Origin of the sequence: Oceanobacillus salinisoli (assembly GCF_009733865.1) — a bacterium.
In the GTDB taxonomy this organism is placed as follows: domain Bacteria; phylum Bacillota; class Bacilli; order Bacillales; family Amphibacillaceae; genus Oceanobacillus; species Oceanobacillus salinisoli.
In genome coordinates this window covers 136,848-160,148 of the sequence record NZ_WOFB01000012.1, presented here as the reverse complement: position 1 = coordinate 160,148, position 23,301 = coordinate 136,848, and the positions used below count along the sequence as shown (strand labels likewise).

20 protein-coding genes, 2 pseudogenes and 1 riboswitch are annotated in these 23,301 nt (G+C 38.7%); of the genes and pseudogenes, 10 read left to right on the top strand and 12 right to left on the bottom strand.

Annotated features, from left to right (window positions below):
* The first annotated feature begins 79 nt into the window (after positions 1 to 79).
* Positions 80 to 412 carry a winged helix-turn-helix transcriptional regulator gene (locus GMJ66_RS09890; protein ID WP_156290158.1) on the top strand — a complete coding sequence of 111 codons (333 nt, stop codon included), beginning with the start codon at positions 80 to 82 and terminating at the stop codon, positions 410 to 412.
* A 61-nt stretch (positions 413 to 473) separates the two neighbouring features.
* Here GMJ66_RS09890 and GMJ66_RS09885 read toward each other — a convergent pair whose 3' ends face one another.
* The 3 genes from GMJ66_RS09885 to cls form a co-directional block, all read right to left on the bottom strand.
* Positions 474 to 611, bottom strand: coding sequence for a hypothetical protein (locus GMJ66_RS09885; RefSeq protein WP_156290157.1), 138 nt, complete (start codon positions 609 to 611; stop codon positions 474 to 476).
* Positions 612 to 694: 83 nt separating this feature from the next.
* Positions 695 to 1,195 (bottom strand): acyl-CoA thioesterase, encoded by a 501-nt coding sequence (locus tag GMJ66_RS09880; protein WP_156290156.1) that lies wholly within the window; start codon positions 1,193 to 1,195, stop codon positions 695 to 697.
* Positions 1,196 to 1,215: 20 nt separating this feature from the next.
* Entirely contained in the window at positions 1,216 to 2,658 is a 1,443-nt protein-coding gene (cls, locus tag GMJ66_RS09875) for a cardiolipin synthase (protein ID WP_156290155.1), read from the bottom strand.
* A gap of 131 nt (positions 2,659 to 2,789) precedes the next feature.
* On the opposite strand from cls, the gene GMJ66_RS09870 reads away from it, so the two are divergent.
* Positions 2,790 to 3,344: a short-chain dehydrogenase gene (locus GMJ66_RS09870; protein ID WP_197046655.1), complete on the top strand. Its 555-nt coding sequence runs from the start codon at positions 2,790 to 2,792 to the stop codon at positions 3,342 to 3,344.
* Positions 3,345 to 3,398: 54 nt separating this feature from the next.
* Here GMJ66_RS09870 and megL read toward each other — a convergent pair whose 3' ends face one another.
* Positions 3,399 to 4,583, bottom strand: a complete 1,185-nt coding sequence (gene megL / locus GMJ66_RS09865; protein WP_156290153.1) for a methionine gamma-lyase — start codon at positions 4,581 to 4,583, stop codon at positions 3,399 to 3,401.
* 292 nt (positions 4,584 to 4,875) lie between these two features.
* Here megL and rarD point away from each other — a divergent pair, with 292 nt between their 5' ends.
* From rarD to GMJ66_RS09840, 5 genes are all read left to right on the top strand, one after another.
* Positions 4,876 to 5,790, top strand: a complete 915-nt coding sequence (rarD, locus tag GMJ66_RS09860) for an EamA family transporter RarD (RefSeq protein WP_156290152.1) — start codon at positions 4,876 to 4,878, stop codon at positions 5,788 to 5,790.
* A gap of 1,059 nt (positions 5,791 to 6,849) precedes the next feature.
* Positions 6,850 to 6,968, top strand: a riboswitch (SAM riboswitch).
* A 125-nt stretch (positions 6,969 to 7,093) separates the two neighbouring features.
* Entirely contained in the window at positions 7,094 to 8,812 is a 1,719-nt protein-coding gene (locus GMJ66_RS09855; RefSeq protein WP_156290151.1) for a PLP-dependent aspartate aminotransferase family protein, read from the top strand.
* A 560-nt stretch (positions 8,813 to 9,372) separates the two neighbouring features.
* On the top strand, positions 9,373 to 10,275 hold the full coding sequence (locus tag GMJ66_RS09850) for a GDSL-type esterase/lipase family protein (RefSeq protein WP_156290150.1): 903 nt from the start codon (positions 9,373 to 9,375) through the stop codon (positions 10,273 to 10,275).
* A gap of 5 nt (positions 10,276 to 10,280) precedes the next feature.
* Positions 10,281 to 10,916, top strand: coding sequence for a YpmS family protein (locus tag GMJ66_RS09845; protein WP_156290149.1), 636 nt, complete (start codon positions 10,281 to 10,283; stop codon positions 10,914 to 10,916).
* Positions 10,917 to 11,468: 552 nt separating this feature from the next.
* Positions 11,469 to 13,091, top strand: a complete 1,623-nt coding sequence (locus GMJ66_RS09840) for an ABC-F family ATP-binding cassette domain-containing protein (protein WP_156290148.1) — start codon at positions 11,469 to 11,471, stop codon at positions 13,089 to 13,091.
* Positions 13,092 to 13,257: 166 nt separating this feature from the next.
* On the opposite strand, the pseudogene GMJ66_RS09835 reads toward GMJ66_RS09840, so the two are convergent.
* Together GMJ66_RS09835 and GMJ66_RS09830 are read right to left on the bottom strand one after the other, a co-directional pair.
* Positions 13,258 to 14,234 (bottom strand): annotated as a pseudogene (locus GMJ66_RS09835) (NAD-dependent epimerase/dehydratase family protein).
* Positions 14,235 to 14,343: 109 nt separating this feature from the next.
* The gene (locus GMJ66_RS09830) at positions 14,344 to 15,534 is read right to left on the bottom strand and encodes a glycine C-acetyltransferase (RefSeq protein ID WP_156290147.1); all 1,191 of its coding nucleotides are present in this window, start codon (positions 15,532 to 15,534) and stop codon (positions 14,344 to 14,346) included.
* Between the two features lie 191 nt (positions 15,535 to 15,725).
* Between GMJ66_RS09830 and GMJ66_RS20910 the strand changes: the two genes are divergently transcribed.
* A complete protein-coding gene (locus GMJ66_RS20910; RefSeq protein WP_269321874.1) occupies positions 15,726 to 15,857 on the top strand; it encodes a hypothetical protein in 132 nt (43 codons plus the stop codon).
* 56 nt (positions 15,858 to 15,913) lie between these two features.
* On the opposite strand, the gene GMJ66_RS09825 is transcribed toward GMJ66_RS20910, so the two are convergent.
* Positions 15,914 to 16,660 (bottom strand): 3D domain-containing protein, encoded by a 747-nt coding sequence (locus tag GMJ66_RS09825; RefSeq protein WP_156290146.1) that lies wholly within the window; start codon positions 16,658 to 16,660, stop codon positions 15,914 to 15,916.
* A 432-nt stretch (positions 16,661 to 17,092) separates the two neighbouring features.
* On the opposite strand from GMJ66_RS09825, the gene GMJ66_RS09820 reads away from it, so the two are divergent.
* Entirely contained in the window at positions 17,093 to 18,280 is a 1,188-nt protein-coding gene (locus GMJ66_RS09820; RefSeq protein ID WP_407939221.1) for an MFS transporter, read from the top strand.
* Positions 18,281 to 18,636: 356 nt separating this feature from the next.
* Positions 18,637 to 18,846: pseudogene (locus GMJ66_RS20665) on the top strand (MATE family efflux transporter); the annotation flags it as partial.
* 135 nt (positions 18,847 to 18,981) lie between these two features.
* On the opposite strand, the gene GMJ66_RS09815 reads toward GMJ66_RS20665, so the two are convergent.
* The 5 genes from GMJ66_RS09815 to GMJ66_RS09795 are packed head-to-tail and all read right to left on the bottom strand — an operon-like array spanning position 18,982 to position 23,074.
* Positions 18,982 to 20,154: an iron-containing alcohol dehydrogenase gene (locus tag GMJ66_RS09815; RefSeq protein WP_156290144.1), complete on the bottom strand. Its 1,173-nt coding sequence runs from the start codon at positions 20,152 to 20,154 to the stop codon at positions 18,982 to 18,984.
* Positions 20,155 to 20,171: 17 nt separating this feature from the next.
* Entirely contained in the window at positions 20,172 to 20,549 is a 378-nt protein-coding gene (locus GMJ66_RS09810) for a RidA family protein (RefSeq protein WP_156290143.1), read from the bottom strand.
* A 54-nt stretch (positions 20,550 to 20,603) separates the two neighbouring features.
* The gene (locus GMJ66_RS09805; RefSeq protein ID WP_231514885.1) at positions 20,604 to 21,227 is read right to left on the bottom strand and encodes a lysozyme family protein; all 624 of its coding nucleotides are present in this window, start codon (positions 21,225 to 21,227) and stop codon (positions 20,604 to 20,606) included.
* Positions 21,224 to 21,673, bottom strand: a complete 450-nt coding sequence (locus GMJ66_RS09800; protein ID WP_156290142.1) for a hypothetical protein — start codon at positions 21,671 to 21,673, stop codon at positions 21,224 to 21,226. The genes GMJ66_RS09805 and GMJ66_RS09800 overlap by 4 nt, the downstream gene beginning before the upstream one ends.
* A gap of 57 nt (positions 21,674 to 21,730) precedes the next feature.
* Positions 21,731 to 23,074 carry an MATE family efflux transporter gene (locus tag GMJ66_RS09795; protein ID WP_156290141.1) on the bottom strand — a complete coding sequence of 448 codons (1,344 nt, stop codon included), beginning with the start codon at positions 23,072 to 23,074 and terminating at the stop codon, positions 21,731 to 21,733.
* Positions 23,075 to 23,301 lie beyond the last annotated feature (227 nt).

Genomic DNA, 23,301 nt, shown 5'->3' with positions numbered 1-23,301 from the left:
TGATAATATAATATTAAGTTACTTTTTGTAATTAGCATGAATTTAGTATAGATGAACCTAGTAGAGTGAGGTGATCAGAATGGAGAATTTATGTCCACGATTTGAAAAAGCAATGGGACTTCTAAGCACACGCTGGGTTGGACTCATTTTATTTGACTTATTGGAAGGAACGAAGCGCTTTTCTGAGATGGAAGCAGATTTGCCAATTAGTGGGAGATTACTCTCTGATCGTTTAAAAATGCTAGAAAAAGAAGGTATTGTTGAACGGAATATTTATTCAGAATTTCCTGTACGGATTGAGTATTCTTTATCAGAAAAAGGCAAAGCGTTAGAACCCGTCATAAAAGAAATTCAAAACTGGGCCACTGACCATGTTACACATGAAGAAGTAGAAAAATCACATGAATCATAAAGGACTGTGAACTCCCGCAGTCCTCTTTCTTGTTCTTCATTGTAAAAATAATTCGAAATCATTAAATAAAAGCGGCTATTATGAGAGCAATAATTGCCATTAAAACAGCAAACACTATTTTTAAAATCGACATAACCGCTTTATACCCTTTTTTATCTGCTAACCGATTGAATGTATCCTTTAGGTTTTTGAACATCATCCATATACTCCTTCCCCTTTAAGTATACCGATAAATGCCCTTCCACTTCTACAAAATCCAGCAAATTTCTTCACTTACTTTTTTCACTCCATTCCAAATTCCTCTGCAAATTCTTTGGAACGCTGTCTTCTTTCTTTTCGTTGCTGTGCCCGTTTTGGTCCGCTTTCATGAAGTCTTTTTTCATGTTCTGTTTCTGGATAAACCGGTGGTACTGGTACAGGTCTGCCACTTTCATCAATAGACACAAACGTTAAGAAAGCTGTATTGCATACTTTCTCCTCTCCGGTCAATAAATTCTCGGTTACAACTCTGACAAAAACTTCCATGGATGTACGATGTGTCCATGTTACAAATGCTTCAATGTTAATGGTTTGTCCTACTGTAACTGGGGACAGAAAATCAACGGAATCTGTAGATGCTGTAACAACAGGCTGTCTCGCATGTTTGATGGCCGCAATCGATGCAACATCATCAATATGAGCCAACAGCTTACCACCAAAAAGGGTACCATGATTATTTGTATCAGGTGGGAAAATGAGTGTTGTTTTTACTGCTTTTGATTCAGAACAAGCTTTTGCTTTCATATTGCATAAATCCTCCTATGTTATAGCACTGGCGAAATTAATCGTGATATCGATTCTTTAAAACGAATTCCAATGGTACGTCTATCATATAATTTTTTCGTCATTTGTGTGGAGAGCTTAATATCGTCATTAAACGCTGCAACGAGTTTTTTTGAAATCCCCATATCATACAAAAAGGCATTTACTTCAAAGTTCAGCCGGAAACTGCGCACATCAATATTGGCGGTCCCTACTGAAGCTATCTTTCCATCTACGACAATCGTCTTCGCATGCAGAAATCCGTTTTGATAAATATAAACTTCTGCCCCCGCATCCAATAAATCCCCACAATAGGAAAGGGTTGCCCAGTAGACAAAGGGGTGATCCGGTTTGTTCGGAATCATCAGCCTCACCTGAACACCAGAAAAAGATGCAATACGCAAAGCATCAAGAAGGCTTTCATCCGGAATAAAATACGGTGTTTGAATACAAATAAATTCTTTAGCTGACAGGATCATTTTAATATATCCGTTTTTGATTTGCTCCCATTGTGAATCTGGGCCACTGGATACAATTTGCATCCCAACATTTCCACTCGGCAAAGGATTATAATACCGTTCCTCATATAGAATATCTCTTCTGGAAGCATGGTTCCAGTCCAATACAAACCTCGTTTGCATACTTTGGACGGCATGGCCCCGGACTCGCAAATGCGTGTCGCGCCAATAACCGAATCTTTTCTTCTTTCCTAGATACTCATCACCAATATTAAATCCGCCAATATAGCCGATTTCCCCATCAATAATTGCTAATTTGCGGTGGTTGCGGTAGTTAATCTCCAAATTAATATGAAGAAACCGCGAAGGAAAAAATGCTTCAATTTGTATACCTTCTCTACGCAGTCTTTTTAAAAATTTACTGTTTATCGATCGGGATCCCATATCATCGTATAGAACCCGAACTTCTACCCCTTCTTTTGCTTTTTTTATTAATGTCTCAGAAATTCGCTTGCCCAGTTCATCGTTTCTTAAAATATAGTATTGCAAATGGATATGATTTTTTGCATGTTCCATATCATTCAGCAGTGCATCGAATTTTTCCAGGCCATCTGTAAAAATTTGGACGTCATTATCCTGAGTAAATACCGCTTCATCATTTCGAAGGTGTAAATAAGCGATACTTGCATAGTCCTCCATTTCCTTATTAAAAAAATCTAAACGTTTTTCCTTTATAGCCTGAAGCTGCTGCTGAACCACTTTCTTTACCTCTGACCGGCTTTTATTATCCCATGTAAAAATACGCTTTTTATTTAGCGTTCTTCCAAAGATCAAGTAAAGAACGAAGCCTAATACCGGAATAAATAAAAGAACCATTAACCACGCCCAAGTAGCGGTGGCGTTTTTCCTTTCAAGAAAAACAATAGAAATACCCAATAAAATATTAAATACAATAATGAATCCTAATAAGAATGTCAGTATTCCCATTGTTGAACTCCCTTCATATCTATAAGGAATAATATACCAATATTATACTACCTCTAGCATAGCATAAGTATTAATTTATCGTGAAAAATCAATTAGTTATTATATAATTAGGAATGAGGAGGAGAACATTGATGAAAAAGAAATGTGCATTGGTTATTGGCGGTACTGGAATGTTAAAGAATGTAAGTCTTTGGTTAGCAAATAATCAGTATGAAGTCCTAATCGTTTCACGGCAAAGAAAAAAATTTGAAAGCGTGAAGGAAAATGCCTTATATCCTGAAAATCTCCATCCCATATTAGTCGATTATCACGATGATCAGCAGCTAACCAAAAAGTTAACATCTGCTTTCCATACGTATGGCTACCCGGAAATCGTCGTCAGTTGGATACATTCCACGGCCCCAAATGCATTACCTACCATCATCCACTTGATTGAATCTAGAGGTTTTAGTATTCCATGGTACCTGTTCCATATACAGGGCAGTGCCACGTACCTAAAAAAAGAAAAAGCGCCTGTTCCAGATACATGCCGGTACAGACGGATATATTTAGGATTTGTGATTGAAAATGGCCACTCACGCTGGCTTAGCCATGATGAAATTTCCCAAGGAACGATTACTGCGATAAAGTCCGATCAAAAGGAAACCGTTATCGGAACATTGGAGCCTTGGGAAATGCGTCCATAACTTGTTGGAGGGGCGGGCAATTCGGGCAATTCTGTGTAGTCCCTCACCTATTGCCTATAACTGGTCCAATGCCTGCTCCAAATCTTCCCATATGTCTTCCCATGCTTCCAAACCGACAGATAAACGAATTAGCTGATCCGTAATCCCCATCTTCTTGCGGGATTCATCAGGAACAACAGCATGAGTCATCGTTGCAGGATGTTCAATCAATGTTTGTGCATCTCCAAGGCTAACGCCAATTTTAATAAAATAGAGATGGTTTAAAAACTGCTGTGCGTCACGTTTCGTTCCATTTATCTCAAAAGAAATCATTCCCCCGCCTTTTTTCATCTGTTTTTTACCAATCGAATAGTGTAGATTAGACGCATCATGAGGGTAATAGACTTCCCCTACCTTTGGGTGAGCTTTTAGCTGTTCGAGCAGTTTCTCCGCATTTTCGCAATGCCTATCCATTCGAACGGGAAGTGTTTTTAAGCCTCTGATTAAAAGCCAGGCATCAAATGGAGACATCACCCCACCTACATCCTTTTGTGTTGTTGCGGCAACTTCATTCATAAATTCCTTCCTCCCAATAGCCAGACCGCCAATGACATCACCATGGCCACCAATATATTTTGTAGCACTATGAATGACGACATCACAGCCTAATTCAAGGGGCTGCTGAAGATATGGGGAAGAGAATGTGTTATCAACAACAACGGGAATATCATACTCCTTGGCAATTTTGGCAACCATTTGCAAATCAATTAACTGCATCGTAGGATTAATCGGTGTCTCCACATAAATTACTGCGGTTTCCGGCTTAATCCTTGATCGAACATCCTCCTCAGTATTCATGTCAGAAAAATCAAGGGAAATATGATATTTCTCCTCCATCATCGCAAGCAGACCGAATGTACAGCCATATAAACCTGAGGAACACAATATATGGTCGTTTGCTTTCGTCAAGGCAATGAGAACAGCTGAAACAGCAGCCATCCCTGAGCTGAAGGCTAACCCGCGTTCACCATTTTCCAGAGCGGCCATTTTCTCTTCCAAAACCGATACCGTTGGATTTCCTAGCCTGGAATACATATACCCCTCTTCTTCTCCTGAAAAACGCCGCTCCCCCTGCTCAGCTGAATCGAATGTATAGGTTGACGTTTGGAAAATTGGCGGTGTTAAACTTCCCAACATGGTTTTATCATCGTATCCATCATGAATGACTGCAGTCTCAAAATGCTTATATTTCTTTTTCATGCTTTTCATCCTCCCACTTTTAGATAAACTCGCATTCGCTCGTCCTTTAGCGAATGTGCTAGTTTTTCTTATAATTAGTACATTAAAATTTTTACTACGTCCCTTCCTGCTAAAATTTTATACTTTCCTAACGTGTGAAAATATAACGCCTTAACCCCATTATATGCGTTACCTCCACATAATTGGAAGCGTTTTCCGCTAATATTAGATATTGCTTAATTTCCCGGCTGGCTCTAAAATAGGATTAATTTCATTTGCTTTTACGTTAGACTAAGATTGGAGGAGGTGCTGAATGGAGCATCAGGAAAAACTGGCCATAATATATACAGTAGGGGCCTATCTGTTATGGGGTTTCCTACCCATTTATTGGAAGATCATTAATCATGTCCCTTCTGGCGAAATACTTGCTCACCGGATTGTTTGGTCTTTCGTATTCATGCTTGTTATTATTTTAGTTGTACAAAAGTGGCGGTCTTTTGTAGACGAGTGTAAAGATATCCTGCGACACCCGAAAAAATGTCTCAGTATTGCACTGGCCTCTTTTTTAATCAGCCTTAATTGGCTTATTTTTATTTGGGCAGTGAATAGTGATCATGTCATCCAGGCAAGCCTTGGCTATTACATTAATCCGCTGATAAGTATTTTATTTGGCATTATCGTATTAAAAGAAAAATCCACCAGAAGTCAAAATATCGCCTTTCTTCTTGCTGGAATCGGTGTAATTTACTTAACCTTTAGCTTTGGCGTATTCCCTTGGGTCTCTTTATTATTAGCTTTTACATTTGGATTTTACGGGTTACTGAAAAAGACGGTTAACATTAGTTCGATGTTTGGATTGACAATCGAGACAATGATGGTCACACCAATTGCACTTATCTATTTTATTCTCTTACCTGAAAATACGTTTGCGTTTGGTGAAATGTTCTCGATGACGAATGTCTTATTAATTGGGGCTGGTGCTGTTACAGCCGTACCATTGCTTTTATTCGGAAGTGGTACAAAGCATATTCCACTGGCAATGGTCGGTTTCCTGCAGTACATTGCACCGACCCTTATGCTGGTGATTGGAGTATTTCTGTATAACGAAGTGTTTACAAATGCACATTTGATTGCTTTTCTATTTATTTGGGCTGCGCTTATCATCTACATGGCTTCTCACTATAAACGTCCTGTCAGGGAGCATAAGGCGAAAAAGCGAGGGGCATAGAGAGGGCTCATAGTCGTTGGACATGATTTTAGCTCCTTTATAACTTTAGTGCGCCTTTTAGCCCTCGGCGTACATATGAAGTGGATTCTCCAATCAGTAGGTAGGGGGCTTACAGTAAGTTAATCACATCATAAATTGCAGCATAACTTAGGATGATAATTGGTATCTTATCTACCGCGGATATACACTATACGCACCTTTGTGCAGCTGGTGAGTATCCGTAGCGCTGCCATAAAAGCCACAGAAAAAGAGACTGGAACAAAATTGTTCTCGTTAAAGAAAATTCCGAACGATGATTCAAAATTCTTTAGCTAGAATACTAATTCGTTCGGATTTTTTTCCGAGGCTGTTTTCTAATGGCGTATGACGTAAATAAGGCACACTGTCAGATTCCGCCCCGGGCACTCGTTTTCCGCTGGTACCGCTTCACCCTCCTCTGCTGAAAACCACTCCTGCTCAAGTCTAGACACATGCTTTTCCAGCAGGAATCGACTACCCTCCACTATAAACAACCATCATGAGAAATCGTAACTGTATCTGTATCATGAAATCAATCGCCTTTAAAAATGGTGTTTTAGTAATGCCCCCAGCCTTTTTTCAGTAGTATCGTGAAGGTAACTTGTTCCATCATGTCACCTAGAACCTTTCTACGTTTCCTTTTGATTGTTTCCTGAATTCATTCGGGCACCTAGAACCTTTCTACGTAACCTTTTGTTTGTTTCCTAAATTCTTTCGGGCACCTAGAACCTTTCTACGTGACCTTCTGCTTGTTTTCTGAGTTCTTTCGGGCACGTAGAACCTTTCTACGTGCCATTTTGATTGGTTCCTGAATTCATTCGGGTGCGTAGAGTAGATCCATTCCAAGGAAGATCCAACGTTGCCCTAAGGTGTGCGACTGCCGGAGCGGAATCAGACGGTGTACTCTCTTATATCGCAATCTATCAGCAAGATTCATAATCTCATAAAACAGCCTGAAATTATTTTAATTAAAATATTTCCTTAAATCTGTTGACAAACAAAATTCTGACGATTATACTAGGCATTAATCAATTGAATTAGCTCTTATCAAGAGTGGCGGAGGGAATAGGCCCTGTGAAGCCCGGCAACCTCAAAGCAAGGACAACCTAGCTTTTGACGGTGCTAAATCCTACAGGTCATCACGATCTGGAAGATAAGAGGAGGACCGGCTATTACATAAATAGAGCCCTCTTCTTAGGAAGAGGGCTTTTCTTATCTCCTCTCTTCCACCAGATTTGTTAAGCAGAAGCTATACAGTATATATAAACCCAAGGAGGAATTTTTCATGTCTAATTTTCATTTACAAAACCCGGAAACACTATTACTTCACGCAGGTCAGGAGCCTGATCCTAGTACAGGATCCCGCGCGGTACCAATCTATCAAACTACTTCCTACGTTTTTCGCGATACCGAGCATGCTCAAAATCTATTCGGATTAGCTGAATCAGGAAATATCTATTCACGAATTATGAATCCTACTTTAGATGCATTTGAACAGCGTATTGCCACATTAGAAGATGGAGTTGGTGCACTAGCTACTTCATCCGGAATGGCTGCTATTACATTAACTATCTTAAATATTGCTGGCACAGGCGACGAAATTGTAGCAGACAGCAATTTATATGGTGGAACGTATAATCTCTTTGCCAACACGCTTCCTCGCTATGGAATCACAGTCAAATTCGTTGATGGAACGAATCCAGAGGCAGTGAGGGCAGCAATCAATAAGAAAACAAAAGCTGTTTTTGGTGAGATTATTACTAATCCAAGCTTAAACGTATTTGATGTAGAGACCATCGCTGATATTGCTCATGAAAATGGAATTCCATTAATTATTGACAATACGTTTGCAACGCCTTATGGAGCCAAACCATTGACATGGGGTGCGGACATTGTCGTTCACTCTGCAACGAAATGGATTGGTGGCCACGGTACTACCATTGGCGGTGTCGTTGTCGACGGCGGACGTTTTGATTGGGGTAACGGCAGGTTCCCAGGATTCACAGAGCCTGATGAAAGCTATCACGGGCTAAAATATGTTGATCTCGGTCCTGCTGCTTTTATCACAAAATTACGTGTTCAATTATTACGTGACATTGGTGCATGCCTAAGCCCGCAAAATGCTTTCCTATTCTTACAAGGCTTAGAAACACTGCACTTACGTATTAAACGTCATACGGAAAATGCACTGGAAGTTGCTCAATTCCTGAAAAATCATCCAGCTGTGGAATGGGTGAATTACCCAGGACTAGAAGAGCATCCTTCCCATGAAACAGCGAAAAAATACTTTAAAGAAGGACTTGGCTCGATTATTACATTTGGTATTAAAGGTGGACGTGATGCGGGAAGAAAACTGATTGATCATGTTACATTATGGTCTCATGTGGCGAATGTTGGTGATGCGAAATCACTAATTATTCATCCGGCTTCCACTACCCATCAGCAGTTAGGTGCAGAAGACTTGAAGAAGAGCGGCGTTACCGAAGAGCTTGTTCGTCTATCAATTGGATTGGAATCAACCGATGATATTCTAGCAGATCTTGACCAAGCCATTGCAAAGGCTACAGGTGAAGCTCCTGTTATCCAGGAAACAGAGGAAGATGCTATTAAGTGGTTGCTTTCATCCCCATTTGACCGTGCAGGAGGAGCTATTCGAAAAAAAGTAATTGCAAGCACTGGTTCAACTTGCGAAATTGCAGCTAAACTAGAAAAATTAGGATACCAATTGATTCCTTTTGGAGACGGTCAGGAGTATAAAGCATTGGCAGATATTCCAGATAACATTGATGCGGTTTGGATTAAAGGTGAATCGCTACCTTCATCAACAATTGAGGAGTTTATCAATAAACAAGGTAAACTACTTTGGGTAGAAAATAGTGCCCAGGCTGACGAAACCGTAGAAAATGCAAAGGCTGCCGGAATTACGGTAATTACGAATAAAAATCCATTTGAAGAAGCAGATCGCTTAAGAGGAAATACAGAGAGTGCAGCAGCTCTTGTATAAAGGTAATAGATTGGGTGCAGGCAGAAGCCTTGCACCTTTTCCTTTTGTTTTTCGTTTAGAGAAATGAGTTTTCATTTCGGGATTTCAGCTTTCATTCTGGGAATTCAGCTTTCGTTCCGAGAATTCAGCCTTCGTTCCGGGAATTCAGCCTTCGTTCCGAGATTTCAGCCTTCGTTCCGGGAATTCAGCTTTCGTTCCGGGAATTCAGCCTTCGTTCGGCTCCGACATAAATAGTAAGCATTCATTTGATGCAATCCTTCCAGTAAGTGGTGATCTGAATGGATTGTTTTTGCACCCCCATTTTTTTCTTATATGAATTCGAAAGTTTTAATACAACATGTATGATTTAAAACTCGCATTGGGAAAGAAGGAGTATATGCGAGTTTTTTATCATTACTTTTTTGCTAGGTGTTTAACTTTGTATGTTATTGATTAAAATATTAGGGTATACATAAAATAGATAAACAGCTTCAATAGTAATATAAATTCGAGGAATTTTTTAGTGGACAATTGACTCATATAGCCATAATATATAGTAAATCAACATAGGTGTGATACACATGAGACGCAAGTATTTTTATATAACCGGATCAATTTTATTATGTATAGCCATTATCCTAATCATCTATTCAGTTGGATCCGATGAATTTGTAAGCCAGCAAACATTTTCTGAAGAAACAGAAATAGAAGAGGAAAATGACATAGAAATAACCGAGGAACACGGGGAAGCTGAACCTCCAAAAGAAGAAATACATGAAGAAGAACCAAAAGCTCTTCCCGAAATCATATCGGAAGCTGTTCAGAGCACGATTAACTATTTTCAAAACAACCCTACCAATATTGTGGCAATCGGTGATTCCTTGACACAGGGTGTTGGTGACAGTACGAACCAAAACGGTTATATTGGCATACTCGAACGGACGATTAATGCCAATGGTGAAGTGGCTCAATTTGAGAATTTTGGAAAACGTGGTCTGCGTTCTGTTCAGTTATTAAACCGTCTGGATGATGAGGAAGTTAGCTCTGCGATTCAAGAAGCAAATATCATTTTAATTACGATTGGCGCCAATGATATTATGCAGGTTGCGAAAGAAAATATTATGAATTTATCGCTTCACGATTTTATTGAAGAACGGGTAAACTTCGAAAATAACTTACGGGAGGTTATAGCTAAATTAAAAGATTTAAACAAAGAAGCAAATATTTATCTAGTCGGATTTTATAATCCATTTGAAAAATACTTTCAGGACATAGAAGAATTGAATATGATTGTGGAAACATACAACAGCACATCCGAATCCATTGCCGATGAAAACGAAAAGGTTACCTTTATTCCTACGGTGGATTTATTCAAAGACGAAGATATTAATTTGTTTGCTGATGATAATTTCCACCCAAATTATCAAGGATATCATCGAATCGCTGAGCGTGTGCTGAACTATATTACGAATGAAGAGAGTTGAGTGATGTGACCGCTCGTAAAGAATTGAAGAAACATAATAAGTGGAAAAGATTATTTTATAGTTTGCTAGGTTTCAATATTTTCATCTTTGCCATTCTTGCTGCCCTCATTTTTTGGCCTGTATCTGAAAATAAGATTTCACCTGTTCCAGAACCAAATACGCAGGATAGTTCGGAATTTGTTGTACGGACAACGAAGCAAAATTTAAACGAATTGATTAATGCGTATATTGACCAGTTGCTCGTTGATTCCAAACATCGCTATTACATTTTTCTTGAAGATGATGTGCACTTGATGGGAGAACTTCCTGTATTTAGTACAACTGTTCCGCTTTCTGTTCACTTGGAACCCCTTGTCCAGGATAATGGAGATATCATTCTGAAGCAGCGTTCCATTTCCATTGGTTTATTGGAACTACCCAACCAAAAGATTATGGAATACATGGATAAATACTTAAATATGCCTGAATGGGTTACGATTAATCCGTTAGAAGAGGAAATCTATGTTGCTGTAACTGAAATGGAAATGAAAAGTAATTTTACCGTTTCTGTCGAGCATATCGACCTTGAAGCAAATAATCTAGCATTTCGAATCAAAATTCCATATCAGTCATTAGGTATTGATACACTTGACCTTGACTGAGTGTAATTGCAAAATTTAAATAAACTCCGGACTAATTCAGATGATATTGGAGCTTAATCTACCGCTATGGATATACACTACGCTTTCCGCGGGTGACCATAAAGAAGAAGATATCAACACAACGGGTGCACATATCAACCAGTGTATGCGGGATATCAACCATTAGAAGGCATTTTTATTCGTACCTAGACTTTAGCAGTGCGGTTACTACTGGTAATCTTCTTTGTTCCCTTACGCCGAGTAAGCCTGCTACGGAGCGTTAATAGAAGGCTAGAGGCGCACTTATGGTTTTCCTGAGGCTTTAGGTCGTGCCCACGAACGACCCCCGTAAGTATTCTGCCGGAGAGACTGCATGCACGCTGTAATCATTAGAACAAGCGAGAGCATCACAAAAGAATTGTTTTACTACGTCGGACTTTACACCAATTTTACAATAACTAATTATAAATACGCTGTTATATAATATGTGATGTTTTACCATTTGACGTTTAGAGCTAAATAACGTAAGCTAGCTTTGATTACTTATTATATTTAATGGAGGAAACTCATTTCATGATTAATGTTACGAATGTAAGTTTACGATATGGTGATAAAAAGTTATTTGAAGATGTAAATTTAAAATTTACTCCTGGGAATTGTTACGGGGTGATTGGTGCAAATGGTGCTGGGAAATCAACCTTTTTAAAGATTTTATCCGGTGAAATTGAACCCCAATCTGGAAATGTATCCTTATCCCCAGGTGAACGCCTCGCTGTACTAAAACAGGATCACTTCGCATATGAAGAACATCAAGTTATGGACACGGTACTAATGGGACATGAACGTTTATATCAAGTAAAACAGGAAAAAGACGCAATCTATATGAAAGGTGACTTTTCCGAAGAAGATGGAATGCGTGCAGCGGAACTGGAAGGTGAGTTTGCTGAATTAAATGGCTGGGAAGCTGAATCTGATGCGGCAGTCTTATTAAAAGGACTTGGAATTGATGAATCGCTTCATTCAATGAAAATGGCAGACCTTGCTCAAGATGATAGAGTAAAGGTATTACTTGCCCAGGCATTATTCGGAAATCCTGACATCCTCTTATTGGATGAGCCGACAAACGGCCTTGACATTCAAGCGATTCAATGGCTGGAAGAGTTTCTCATTAACTTTGAAAATACGGTTATCGTCGTTTCCCATGACCGTCACTTTTTAAATAAAGTATGTACGCATATTGCAGATGTAGACTACGGGAAAATCCAAATCTACATCGGAAACTATGATTTCTGGTATGAATCCAGTCAGTTAGCTACGAAAATGGCACAGGAAGCAAATAAGAAGAAGGAAGAAAAAGTCAAAGAACTGCAAGCCTTTATCGCCCGATTTAGCGCAAACGCATCTAAATCAAAACAGGCGACATCGCGTAAAAAACTATTGGAGAACATTACTCTGGATGATATTAAACCATCCTCCCGTAAATATCCGTACATTGCCTTTACTCCTGAAAGAGAGATCGGTAATGACCTGTTACGTGTAGAAGGGTTAACGAAAACAATTGGTGGTAAGAAAGTGCTGGATAATATCAGCTTTACTTTAAATAAGGATGATAAAGTTGCCTTTGTTGGTCCAGATGATATTGCCAAAACCACTTTATTCAAAATTTTAATGGGAGAAATCGAGCCGGATGCCGGTAGCTTCAAATGGGGCGTAACGACATCACAATCTTATTTTCCAAAAGATAACTCCAAGTACTTTGAAAATAGTGATCTCACTTTAGTCGACTGGCTTCGTCAATTTTCACCAGAAGATGAAACAGAAACATTCCTGCGCGGATTTTTAGGAAGAATGCTATTTTCCGGTGAACAAGCACTGAAAAAGGCAAATGTTCTATCCGGTGGTGAAAAGGTTCGCTGCATGCTTTCCAAAATGATGCTTTCCCATGCGAATGTATTATTGCTGGATGAACCGACAAACCACTTAGATTTAGAATCCATTACAGCACTAAATAATGGATTAATCAAATTCAAAGGTTCGATTCTGTTTACATCCCATGACCATCAATTTGTTAACAGTATCGCGAACCGCTTAATTGAAATTACACCAAGCGGATTAATAGATAAAGAGATGAGCTATGATGAATACGTTCAGGATAAACAGCTGCAAGGTCAAATTAAAGAAATGTACGCCAGTTAATGGTTAGATAGCTAGGCACTCCCTGTGCGGAGTGCCTTTTTATGCGTTTAGAAAAGTATTCAAGGAGTTACTTTTCTGATAGACGAGCGTATTCTAAATCTCTATCCATTTTTACGGTTACTCCATTTAAGGGATTTTCTCCTTCATTATTGGATTCCCTCACCATTTATGAGCTTTTTCCCTTCATTTCGGAATTCTTGTTCACCATATTCTCTTCCACTTTTCGTAGCATATCTTCTGTCGTTTTATCCAAATCATATTTAGCTTGAAAACCCCATTCTTCCTTGGCGGCTGTGCAATCCAAACTGTCTGGCCAGCTTTCTGCTATGTTTTGGCGAACTAGGTCAATCTGATAATCCAATTTAAACTCAGGAATATATTTACGGATTGCTTTAGCAAAATCCTCCGGCGCTACAGAGAATGCTGATATATTATAGGAATTGCGATTCACCAACTTCTTAGAATCTGCCTCCATCAGTTGAATAATGGCATCCAGTGCATCAGGCATATACATCATGTCCATACGTGTCCCTTCTGCAATACATGATATATACGCCTTCTTTATGACAGCGTGATAGTACATATCTACCGCATAATCTGACGTTCCCCCGCCCGGTGTGGTAGCGTGAGAAATTAATCCCGGGAACCGGATTCCTCTTGTATCGATTCCATAACGATTAAAATAATAATCACAAAGCAATTCTGCTGTTACTTTATTAATTCCATACATGGTAATTGGTCGCTGAACGGTAACTTGTGGTGTATCTTCTTTTGGGGTAGAAGGGCCAAACGCACCAATAGAGCTAGGGGTGAAAAATTGAAGGTTCATTTCTTTGGCTACTTCCAACGCATTAATCAATCCTACCATATTTACGTGCCAGGCCTTTAATGGCATGGTTTCCGCCTTTGCTGATAGAATGGCAGCTAAATGGATGATGGTGTCTACATTATGCCTTTTCGCTGTAACAGACAGCTTCATTCCATCTGTAACATCCAACCGTTCAAAAGGCCCATTCTCTCTCGCTTCCTTCAATTCACGAATATCTGCAGCAATAACATTGGAAATGCCATAAATCTTTCGCATCCTGTATACAAGTTCTGAGCAATCTGTCCAAGTGAACCAGTAATCAATATTCTTTTCATATTGAGACTCTCCTTGTTTTTAATAAAATTCGCATTCATAGTGACGATTAGAAAGCAACAAAAACCTATGAAAATAGCATGTTTTTACCCGTAATACTGTTTGGTTAAGTTAAATTAAGCCCATTTCCTTTCCGACCTTCTCATATGCGATAAGTGTTTGGTTGATCATTTCTTTCGTATGGGCTGCAGTTGGCATGTTGCGTACACGACCGGTTCCTTTGGGGACGGTGGGAAAAACGATGGATTTAGCGTAGATTCCTTCCTCGTATAGACGTTTACTGAATTCTTGTGAGGCCTTCTCCTCACCAATAATACATGGTGTAATCGGTGTTTCACTGTTTCCAATATGAAATCCCAGCTTCTTTAAGCCCTGTTTTAAATCATTTCCATTTTTCCAAAGCTTCTTGTTTAAATCCCCAGAATCCATTAGCAATTCGATTGCTTTTGTACTTGCGGCCGCATCTACAGGTGTTACCGCTGTTGAAAAAAGAAATGGACGGGACCTTACTTTCAACCAATCTATGACATTCGCTTTTCCGGCAACATACCCACCGACCACACCGATTGCTTTCGATAAGGTGCCAATTTGAAAATCGACTTTCTCCTGCAGTTCGAATTGTTTCACGGTTCCATAACCATCTCCTGTAACCCCGGTTCCATGGGCATCATCCACGTACGTTATTAAGTCCAATTCTTCTGCGATTTCCACAATCTCCGGAAGTTTAGCAATATCCCCATCCATAGAAAAGACACCATCTGTAATCACCATAATTTTGTTATAGTTACCAGATGATACCGCCTCTTTCGCTTTCTTCCTTAAATCATCAATATCCGAATGCTCATATCGGATAATCGTTGCTTTCGATAACCGGCATCCATCAATGATAGATGCATGGTTTAAAGCATCTGATAAGATTACATCGTTTTGATTCATCACGGCTGAAATGGCAGCCATATTACAATTAAAACCAGATTGATACGCAATGGCAGCTTCTGTACCTTTAAATTCTGCCAGCTTCTTTTCTAACTCTACATGCAGACTAAATGTTCCGTTAATTGTCCGTACTGCTCCGGAACCAACTCCATATTTCTCAATTGCATCCATAGCAACCTTTTTAAGCCTTAAATCTGTTGCTAATCCTAAGTAATTATTAGATGATAAATTTATGAAGCTTTTCCCATTGATATTTATAACCGGACCATTTTCACTCTCAACCGTATCCACCTCATTGTATAGTCCCTGCTGCTTTAAAACCTGCAAGTTTTTATTTAAAAAATCATGTAATGCCGCACTTGTCATTTTTACTTCCCCCTTATATTTTAATATATTAATAAAGCGCTTACATTTATCATAATTTGAATAATTTTTTTCTTCAAGAATATACATAAACAAAATAGATACATTTTCATAATATGCAAGATTTCCCTGTGGTTAATTTGCATTATTTTTATTATAATGACAGTAGAAACAATTGATGGAGGGCATCAGGAATGCGGAAGGTTTTATTCGGTCTGTTTGTAATGGTCATTTTAGCAGTTGGAACCGTTGGAGTCATAAAATCTACAGATGAACCGGTTGAAGTCATTGAAGAAAACGGTGTCTCAACAGAAGTTCATTTTTAATGTTTTATACATGTTAAAAGAAGGAATACATCCTACAAGGGTGCATTCCTTCTTTTTTATTCTACAATTGTTATATCAACTTTACGGTTGCCCCAAGCTTTAGCTTCATTTAAGCTTGGAATAAATACATCAATCTTATTGCCTTTAATAGCACTGCCGATATCTGCAGCAGTTGCATAACCATAACCTTCTATATATACCTCGGATCCTAGTGGGATGACATTCGGATCAACGGCGATCACTTTTGCATTTGGATTTTCATTCAAGTCAACACCTGTATATGTTACACCAGAACATCCTTCACAGCTGGCAGTATACGCTGTTGCTGTTACAGTCATTGTTTTCCCTTCAGGCGTATTATCAGAGGTATTTACTTCCACTGATTTAGTTTCTTCTTTCTTCTCTGTTGATTGCTCGGATACTACCTTTTCACTTTCTTCTGCTTGCTCGACAGTTACACCTTTAATATCTAATTCCTGTCCAATAATAATTATATTGGATTCGAGATTATTCCACTTCATTAAGTCATCTACAGATACATCGTATTGCTCGGCAATGCTGATTAACGAATCACCACGTTTTACTATGTATCTCTCATTAAGCAGTAAAACTTGTTTTGGATGGATAACCGTTGTTTTTAAATCATTTATATCTATTAACTCCTCGACAGATGTATTCGTTTCTTTTGCAATCCCCCAGAGGCTATCTCCTACTTGGACTTCATATTCTTCTGCTGAAACTGTAGTTACAGCTGTAGTTGCCATAATGATTGCAGCAACAACAATTGTTACTATTTTCCTCATATGGATTCCTCCTTTAAATTCTATGAACAATCCTATCACAGGTTGATAGAGAAAACAGTAACAGCATCATTAAGAGTCTATTACAACCATTACTAAATTCTATTAAATTGTTTCAAATGTAATAGATTTGATACATTCGAACTACATACAGTGAAAATTATTACAAAAGTAACATCTTACATGAAAATGTAATACTCGACTCTTTAAGTTCATATACTTTTTTTTACACTATCCTTCCATCATTGCTTTGCCATTACAAATTAATGAAAGTTGAGCAGGGTTCTTTAAAAATCCCTTCGAATAGGGTAATATTTAGAGTATCGAAATAAAATTTACTGAAGGAAGGGAAATACCATCGTTGATTCATCAGACATAACGGTCAAACGAAATTTAGCAATCATGTGGTTTGCTAACTTTTTTATTGCCGGAAGCATGACAATGGTCATTCCGTTTATCTCCCTTTACATTGACTCCATGGGGAATTATTCTGATGCCTATGTCCAAACATGGTCAGGGCTGACATTTGGAGTCACTTTTGTTACAGCATTTATTTTTTCTCCAATTTGGGGAAGAATTGGGGATAAGTATGGCAGAAGATATATTCTCATCATATCTGCTGTAGGTGTTGGGTTATCCGTTTTCTTAATGGGATTTGCTACAACGGTTTGGCAGCTTTTTTTATTGCGTTTATTTATGGGAGTGGTTACTGGATTCATTCCGATGTCCCAAGCATTCATTTCTACCCAAACTCCAAAGGAAACTGCCGGAAAAGTTCTCGGGACATTACAAACCGGAAATATTACGGGTTCACTCATGGGACCGATGCTGGGTGGTGTACTTGCTGATACATTTGGCTATTCCAGTACATTTAAATGGATTTCCCTTACGATTTTTATCTCAGCACTACTGGTAATGCTTGGCATTAAGGAAGTGAAAGTAAAACTCTCCGACGATGCAAAGGACTATCAATCATACTCAAGTAAAGAAGTGATTATACACATTTTGCGCAGTCCTATACTGCTTGTTGTTTTACTTTTATCCACACTTGTACAGGTAGCTCATTTCAGCATTCAACCTATACTATCCTTGTTTGTGGAAGAAATTCATGGACCTGTAAACATTGCATTTTTTGCGGGATTAGCATTTTCAGCAGCCGGTCTCGGAAACTTACTCATGTCCAGAAGCTGGGGCAAACTTGGGGATCAATTTGGCCATATTAAAATATTAATTATCCTTTTATTTGTAGCAGGAATTGTTTACCTTCCTGGTGTATTCGTAACAAATATTTGGCAGCTGGTTATATTAAGATTTTTATTAGGGGTATCCATAGGTGGAATTATTCCTGTTCGAATGGCTTACATTAGAACAGCTGCACCACTTTCCATGCAGGGGGAAGTTATTGGCTATAATACGAGTTTACGATTTTTAGGGAATGTTATTGGGCCCGCGCTCGGTGGATTATTAGCTGCACTATTCGGATTTTCAACCGTATTTTTCGTAACTAGTTTATTGCTCATTATAAGTGGTTTTCTCATGCTTGTTACGTGGTATAAATTTGAATATGCACCACAGCATAAGCATGGAAAGTCTATTTCTACTCGATCGACGCATTCGCATTAAGTAACCTTTATAGGCCGAAATGCTTCGGTCTTTTCTTTTATTAGGGGCTTTTTGCAAGCTCTGTATCTTTTAACTAAGCTTTTGATATTGGACGTAATTTGTGCACTGTTGATTTCCGGGGCGATTGATTGGGTCCAGCCATCACCCTTAATCGCTTCAAATTACGTAGGACTTTCTTTCTTTTGCTCAAAAATATCTGGTGTAACAATAAACGCAGTTCCAAGTTTTAGAATGTAGCGTTTATTTACAAATTATTTTCAGGGAAATGACGTTTAATAACATATTAGCTGGACCATTCCGTAAGCTTTGCTGGTTTTCCCTCGCAGTAATTATAAAGTTCGACATAAGTGAGTACACTGTTAAGTTATAGTTCATTGCGTGCAGCAGGTGATGTGATATTCCCTGTCTACACTGACACTCACTCTATGTGGGGAATTTAGTGTTGCATTTGCCTGGTTCTTCGGTATTTTTTAGGCCTGGGGTTAATTGGCATTTGGATTGCGTTTATTGCTGATGAATGGCTGCGTGGCATTTTCATGCTCCAGCGCTGGAGAAGTTGCGGCTGAATGTCCATGAATGTTGTTCACAAGGAAAATGTATAAAAAAGAACCAGCCTTCCTTTCTTGAAGGTGCTGGTTCTTGTTTTTCTGCCATCATTCGAATATTTCCCCGGAAATATTGTCGAATGATGTATTTTTATATTACAAACTGGCTTTGTAAATTTCTATGGAATCCTGTTTCGTTAGTTTTTTAAATCTCCCAAACTCTGGTCGGGCAGTAACCGTCTTTTCTGCCATCACTTCTACAGTAGACTCGTCAATATCATAATCCGCTAGCCTTGATGGGGCACCAATACTCATCCAGAATTCACTTAGTTTATCGATGCCTTCAAGGGCCACTTCTTTATCGGACTTTCCAGAAGGATCCACATCGAATACACGAACGGCTAACTGTTTGAAACGGGCAACATTTTGTTCATCCAATACATGTCTCATCCAATGAGGGAATAAAATAGCTAATCCACCACCATGTGGAATATCGTGAACAGCAGATACAGCATGCTCTAAATTATGGGTTGCCCAGTCACCTGCATAACCCATGTTCAGCATATTATTTAATGCTAAAGTACCGGCTAGCATAACCGTTTCCCGATGTTCATAGCTTTCCAGGTTGTCCAACAATTTTGGTGCAGTTTCTATAACTGTATTTAAAATCCCTTCACAGAAACGATCCTGAATAGGTGTATTCGTCGTTTGATGGAAATAATGCTCTAATACGTGTGACATCATATCAACCATCCCATAGATTGTTTGATCACGAGGAACCGTCATCGTATGCTCTGGGTCAAGAATTGAAAATTGCGGGAATGTGTATGGCGCTGCTCCCCATCCATGCTTTTCATTGATTTCCCAATTCGTAATAACAGAACCAGCGTTCATCTCTGAACCTGTAGCAGCTAATGTCAATACTGTGCCAAATGGTAATGCATCTGTAGCTTTTTCCTTTTTCGTTACGACATCCCACATATCCACATCTGTTTTGGCGCCAACCGCTATGGCTTTTGTACAATCAATCGTACTTCCGCCACCTACAGCTAATATAAAGTCAATTCCCTCGCTTTTACAGATCTCTACCCCTTTTCGAACTGTAGAAATGCGAGGATTCGGTTCCACTCCAGGAAGCTCAAAAACCTCTGCATCGATCTCGGCTAGTTTTTTCAATACATTGTCATAGATGCCATTCCGTTTTATACTTCCGCCACCATATACCATTAGCACTTTTTTCCCGTGCGCTTGTACTTCTTTTGGCAATGCATCTAACTGACCTTTACCGAAAATCAATTTTGTTGGATTATGGTATGTGAAATTTTCCATACAAACATTCCTCCTAATTATTTGGTGTATGCCACGACATCCATTTCCACCAGCACATCTTTAGGCAATCTACTAACTTCCACCGTTGCCCGTGCAGGATATGGCTTCTCTAAATACTTCCCATAAATTTCATTAACGGTAGAAAAATGATCCATATTTGCGACAAAAATCGTAAACTTAACTACTTGATTGAAGTCTGTTCCTGCTTCCTTTAAAATTGCCTGCAGGTTTTTTAATACTTGCTCCGTTTGGTTCTCAATACCTTCCACAATCTCTCCATTAGCTGGATTAATCGGAATTTGCCCCGAAACATAAACCAAGTCTCCTGCCTGAATCGCTTGTGAATATGGTCCAATTGCTTCTGGTGCGTTTTTCGTATGTATTTCTTTAATCATTTTTAATTCCTCCCTATAAAATGTACTTACCCTTATATTACCAGTTTCCTTTGGTTATTCCAAAGCTAATACATCCCTGTATTCCATGACGGATTTCACATAATAAATATCTCCATAACAGGCATTATATTGTTTGGCCTCTTCCCTTAAACATGTATAGATTGACTTATTTGGTGCTTTTTCATACATCTCCTGTGAAAAGTCAATGGCAATATCCTGTGTATATCTTCCTGATTCCTCTAAGACATAATCAATAAAACCTCTGCCAAAATTATATGACTGAATAGCTAATTCCAAGTCCCCCTCAGCATCTTTTAAAACCTCGGAAAAATAATAGATTCCTTGTTTAATAGATAGTTCTGGGTCATTAATACAGCCAACTTCTCCACAATAACTTTCTGAGGATTGCATCGGATCATCCCCTCTTCCACCTGATTCCTGCATCATCATCGCCAGAAGCACATCCACATACTCCGTTACGTCGTATTCCGCTGCATACTTTTCCACAAGTGGACGGTATTGTCGGACTTCTTCTGAAATTTGTGGATAAGTCCTGGATTCTTCTGATTTATACTCTTCCATTGATAGAAGGGAAATCATGCAAATTGCCGTAAAGAGCAGAATTCCAATGAATAACACTTGATAGATTGCTTGTTTTGTTCTCTTCCTCATTTTCATAGCCTATCCATTCCTTTATGACTTTCCTTATGTAATTGGCCTAACAGTACTCCTACAATAACTCCATATATAATATGGCCGGAAACCCAGTAACTAAAAGCTACAACCTCAACCAATTCGGGAGTTCGCACAGAAAAAACCGTTGTTGGATAGAGAATGATACCAATAAGACTACAGATTGTTACACACCATGTGAATATCCTGTGGATATTTTTGTTATTTATCCACAGGAATAATAAGATTATTAATAAAGTAGAAACGATTAGATGAAGGAAAAATTCCATTCCCTCCGTCCGCGGTAAATCTTGTAAAACCGGTATATAATCCACATTTAAAAGTAAAGTATACACTCCTTTACCAGTCACATGCTGAATAAACTTAAAGAATTCACCTAATATAAAACCTGAAATCACACCAATTACTATTAGTTTTATCCACAATTTCATCAACTTATCCCCAATGATAGAAATTTATCCATAAGTTATGAACAGTTTACACACAACTTAACTACTTTCCTCAAATAATTCCTTTTTCCTCCATTTCCCATAACGGAAATATAAAAAGGCAAATACACTGCTAATTAGAAAACTTGAACCCATACCAATCGCGATACCTACATCCCCAAAAATGTTGGAAAACAGTGCAGTTAAAGGGTAACGCAGTATCCAAAACGAGATAATATTTAAAACGAGAACTTGATACATAGCACCAGCCGCACGAACAATACCATTTAAAACAAAATTAATTCCCAGAAATGGATAACATAAGGCGATAATCTGCAAATACATCGTACCAAATTGAACGGCTTCTTCCTCGCGAATGAACAGTTTAACCCCATATTCAGCTAAAAATACGACCAGGATTCCTACTAGTGCCATTACAGTAAGATTGTATAAGACACCATACTTTGCTATTTGATTGACCCGATTCCAATTCTTTACTCCAATATTCTGCCCCGCCATACTTCCAACTGCTGTACTTAAAGCATGTGCAGGGAGTAATAGTAAGCTATCAAGCCTTTGCGCCGCACTGAATCCCGCGACCACACCTGCTCCAAAGCTCGTCACTACACTCATAATAGCTGCAGAGCCAGCAGATATGACCGACATTTGCAGTCCTGAAGGGATCCCTAAATGTAAAATCAAATGAACTTCCTTCCATGATGGCAACTTTGGTAAAGTAAATGGGGCAAGTTTTCGATATAGAACATGAATTATTCCATAAAGAAAAGCAGTTCCTTGGGATACAACGGTAGCGAATGCAGCACCTTCTACTCCCCAACTAAAAACGGATATGAAAAGTGGGTCCAGCATAACGTTCAGAATCACTGCAATCATTACAAAATGCATCGGTGTTTTACTGTCACCAAGTGCACGAAGCACCGTACTGATAAAGTTATAACCAAACAAAAATAAAATACCAAGGAAGTTAATACGCAGATAACTTTTAGCTTCCTCCATCATCACTTCAGGCGTACCTAAAATCGTTAAAAATCCCTCAGCAAATATAAATCCGACCATACCTAGGAAAATTGCTATAAAAGTTAAAATGACAACAAACGCGTTTAAATACCTTTTTAACCCATCATCATGATCTCGGCCCTTTTGCTGGGATAGAATCGTCAATGCAGCATTATTTAGACCAATAACAAAGGAAAGCACCGTAAATATGATGGTACTCGATACTGCAACAGCCCCTAATGCATTTGCTCCTAGCAAATTACCAATCCATAAACTATCAATAAATTGATAGGAAGTCTGCAATAGATTAGCAAACATGATAGGTCCAGAAAAAACAATCAGCTGTTTTAAAATATTCCCTTCCGTAAAATCATGCTGCTTTTTCATAATAAATGCCTCTTTCTATTAAAAGATAGTTATAGGATGAACGTCAGAGAAACATGTTTAAAGACATTTTTTTATGTTTGTTGCTCTTGAATCATCCTTGTAATTGAAAAATATAACATAACTTACACACTGTTCTTCTACTCCTTCAAAAACTCACTTCGTATTGCACTTTGCACCATGTACATATAGATAGAATAAACAGAGTTATAGCACTATAATTATTCTAG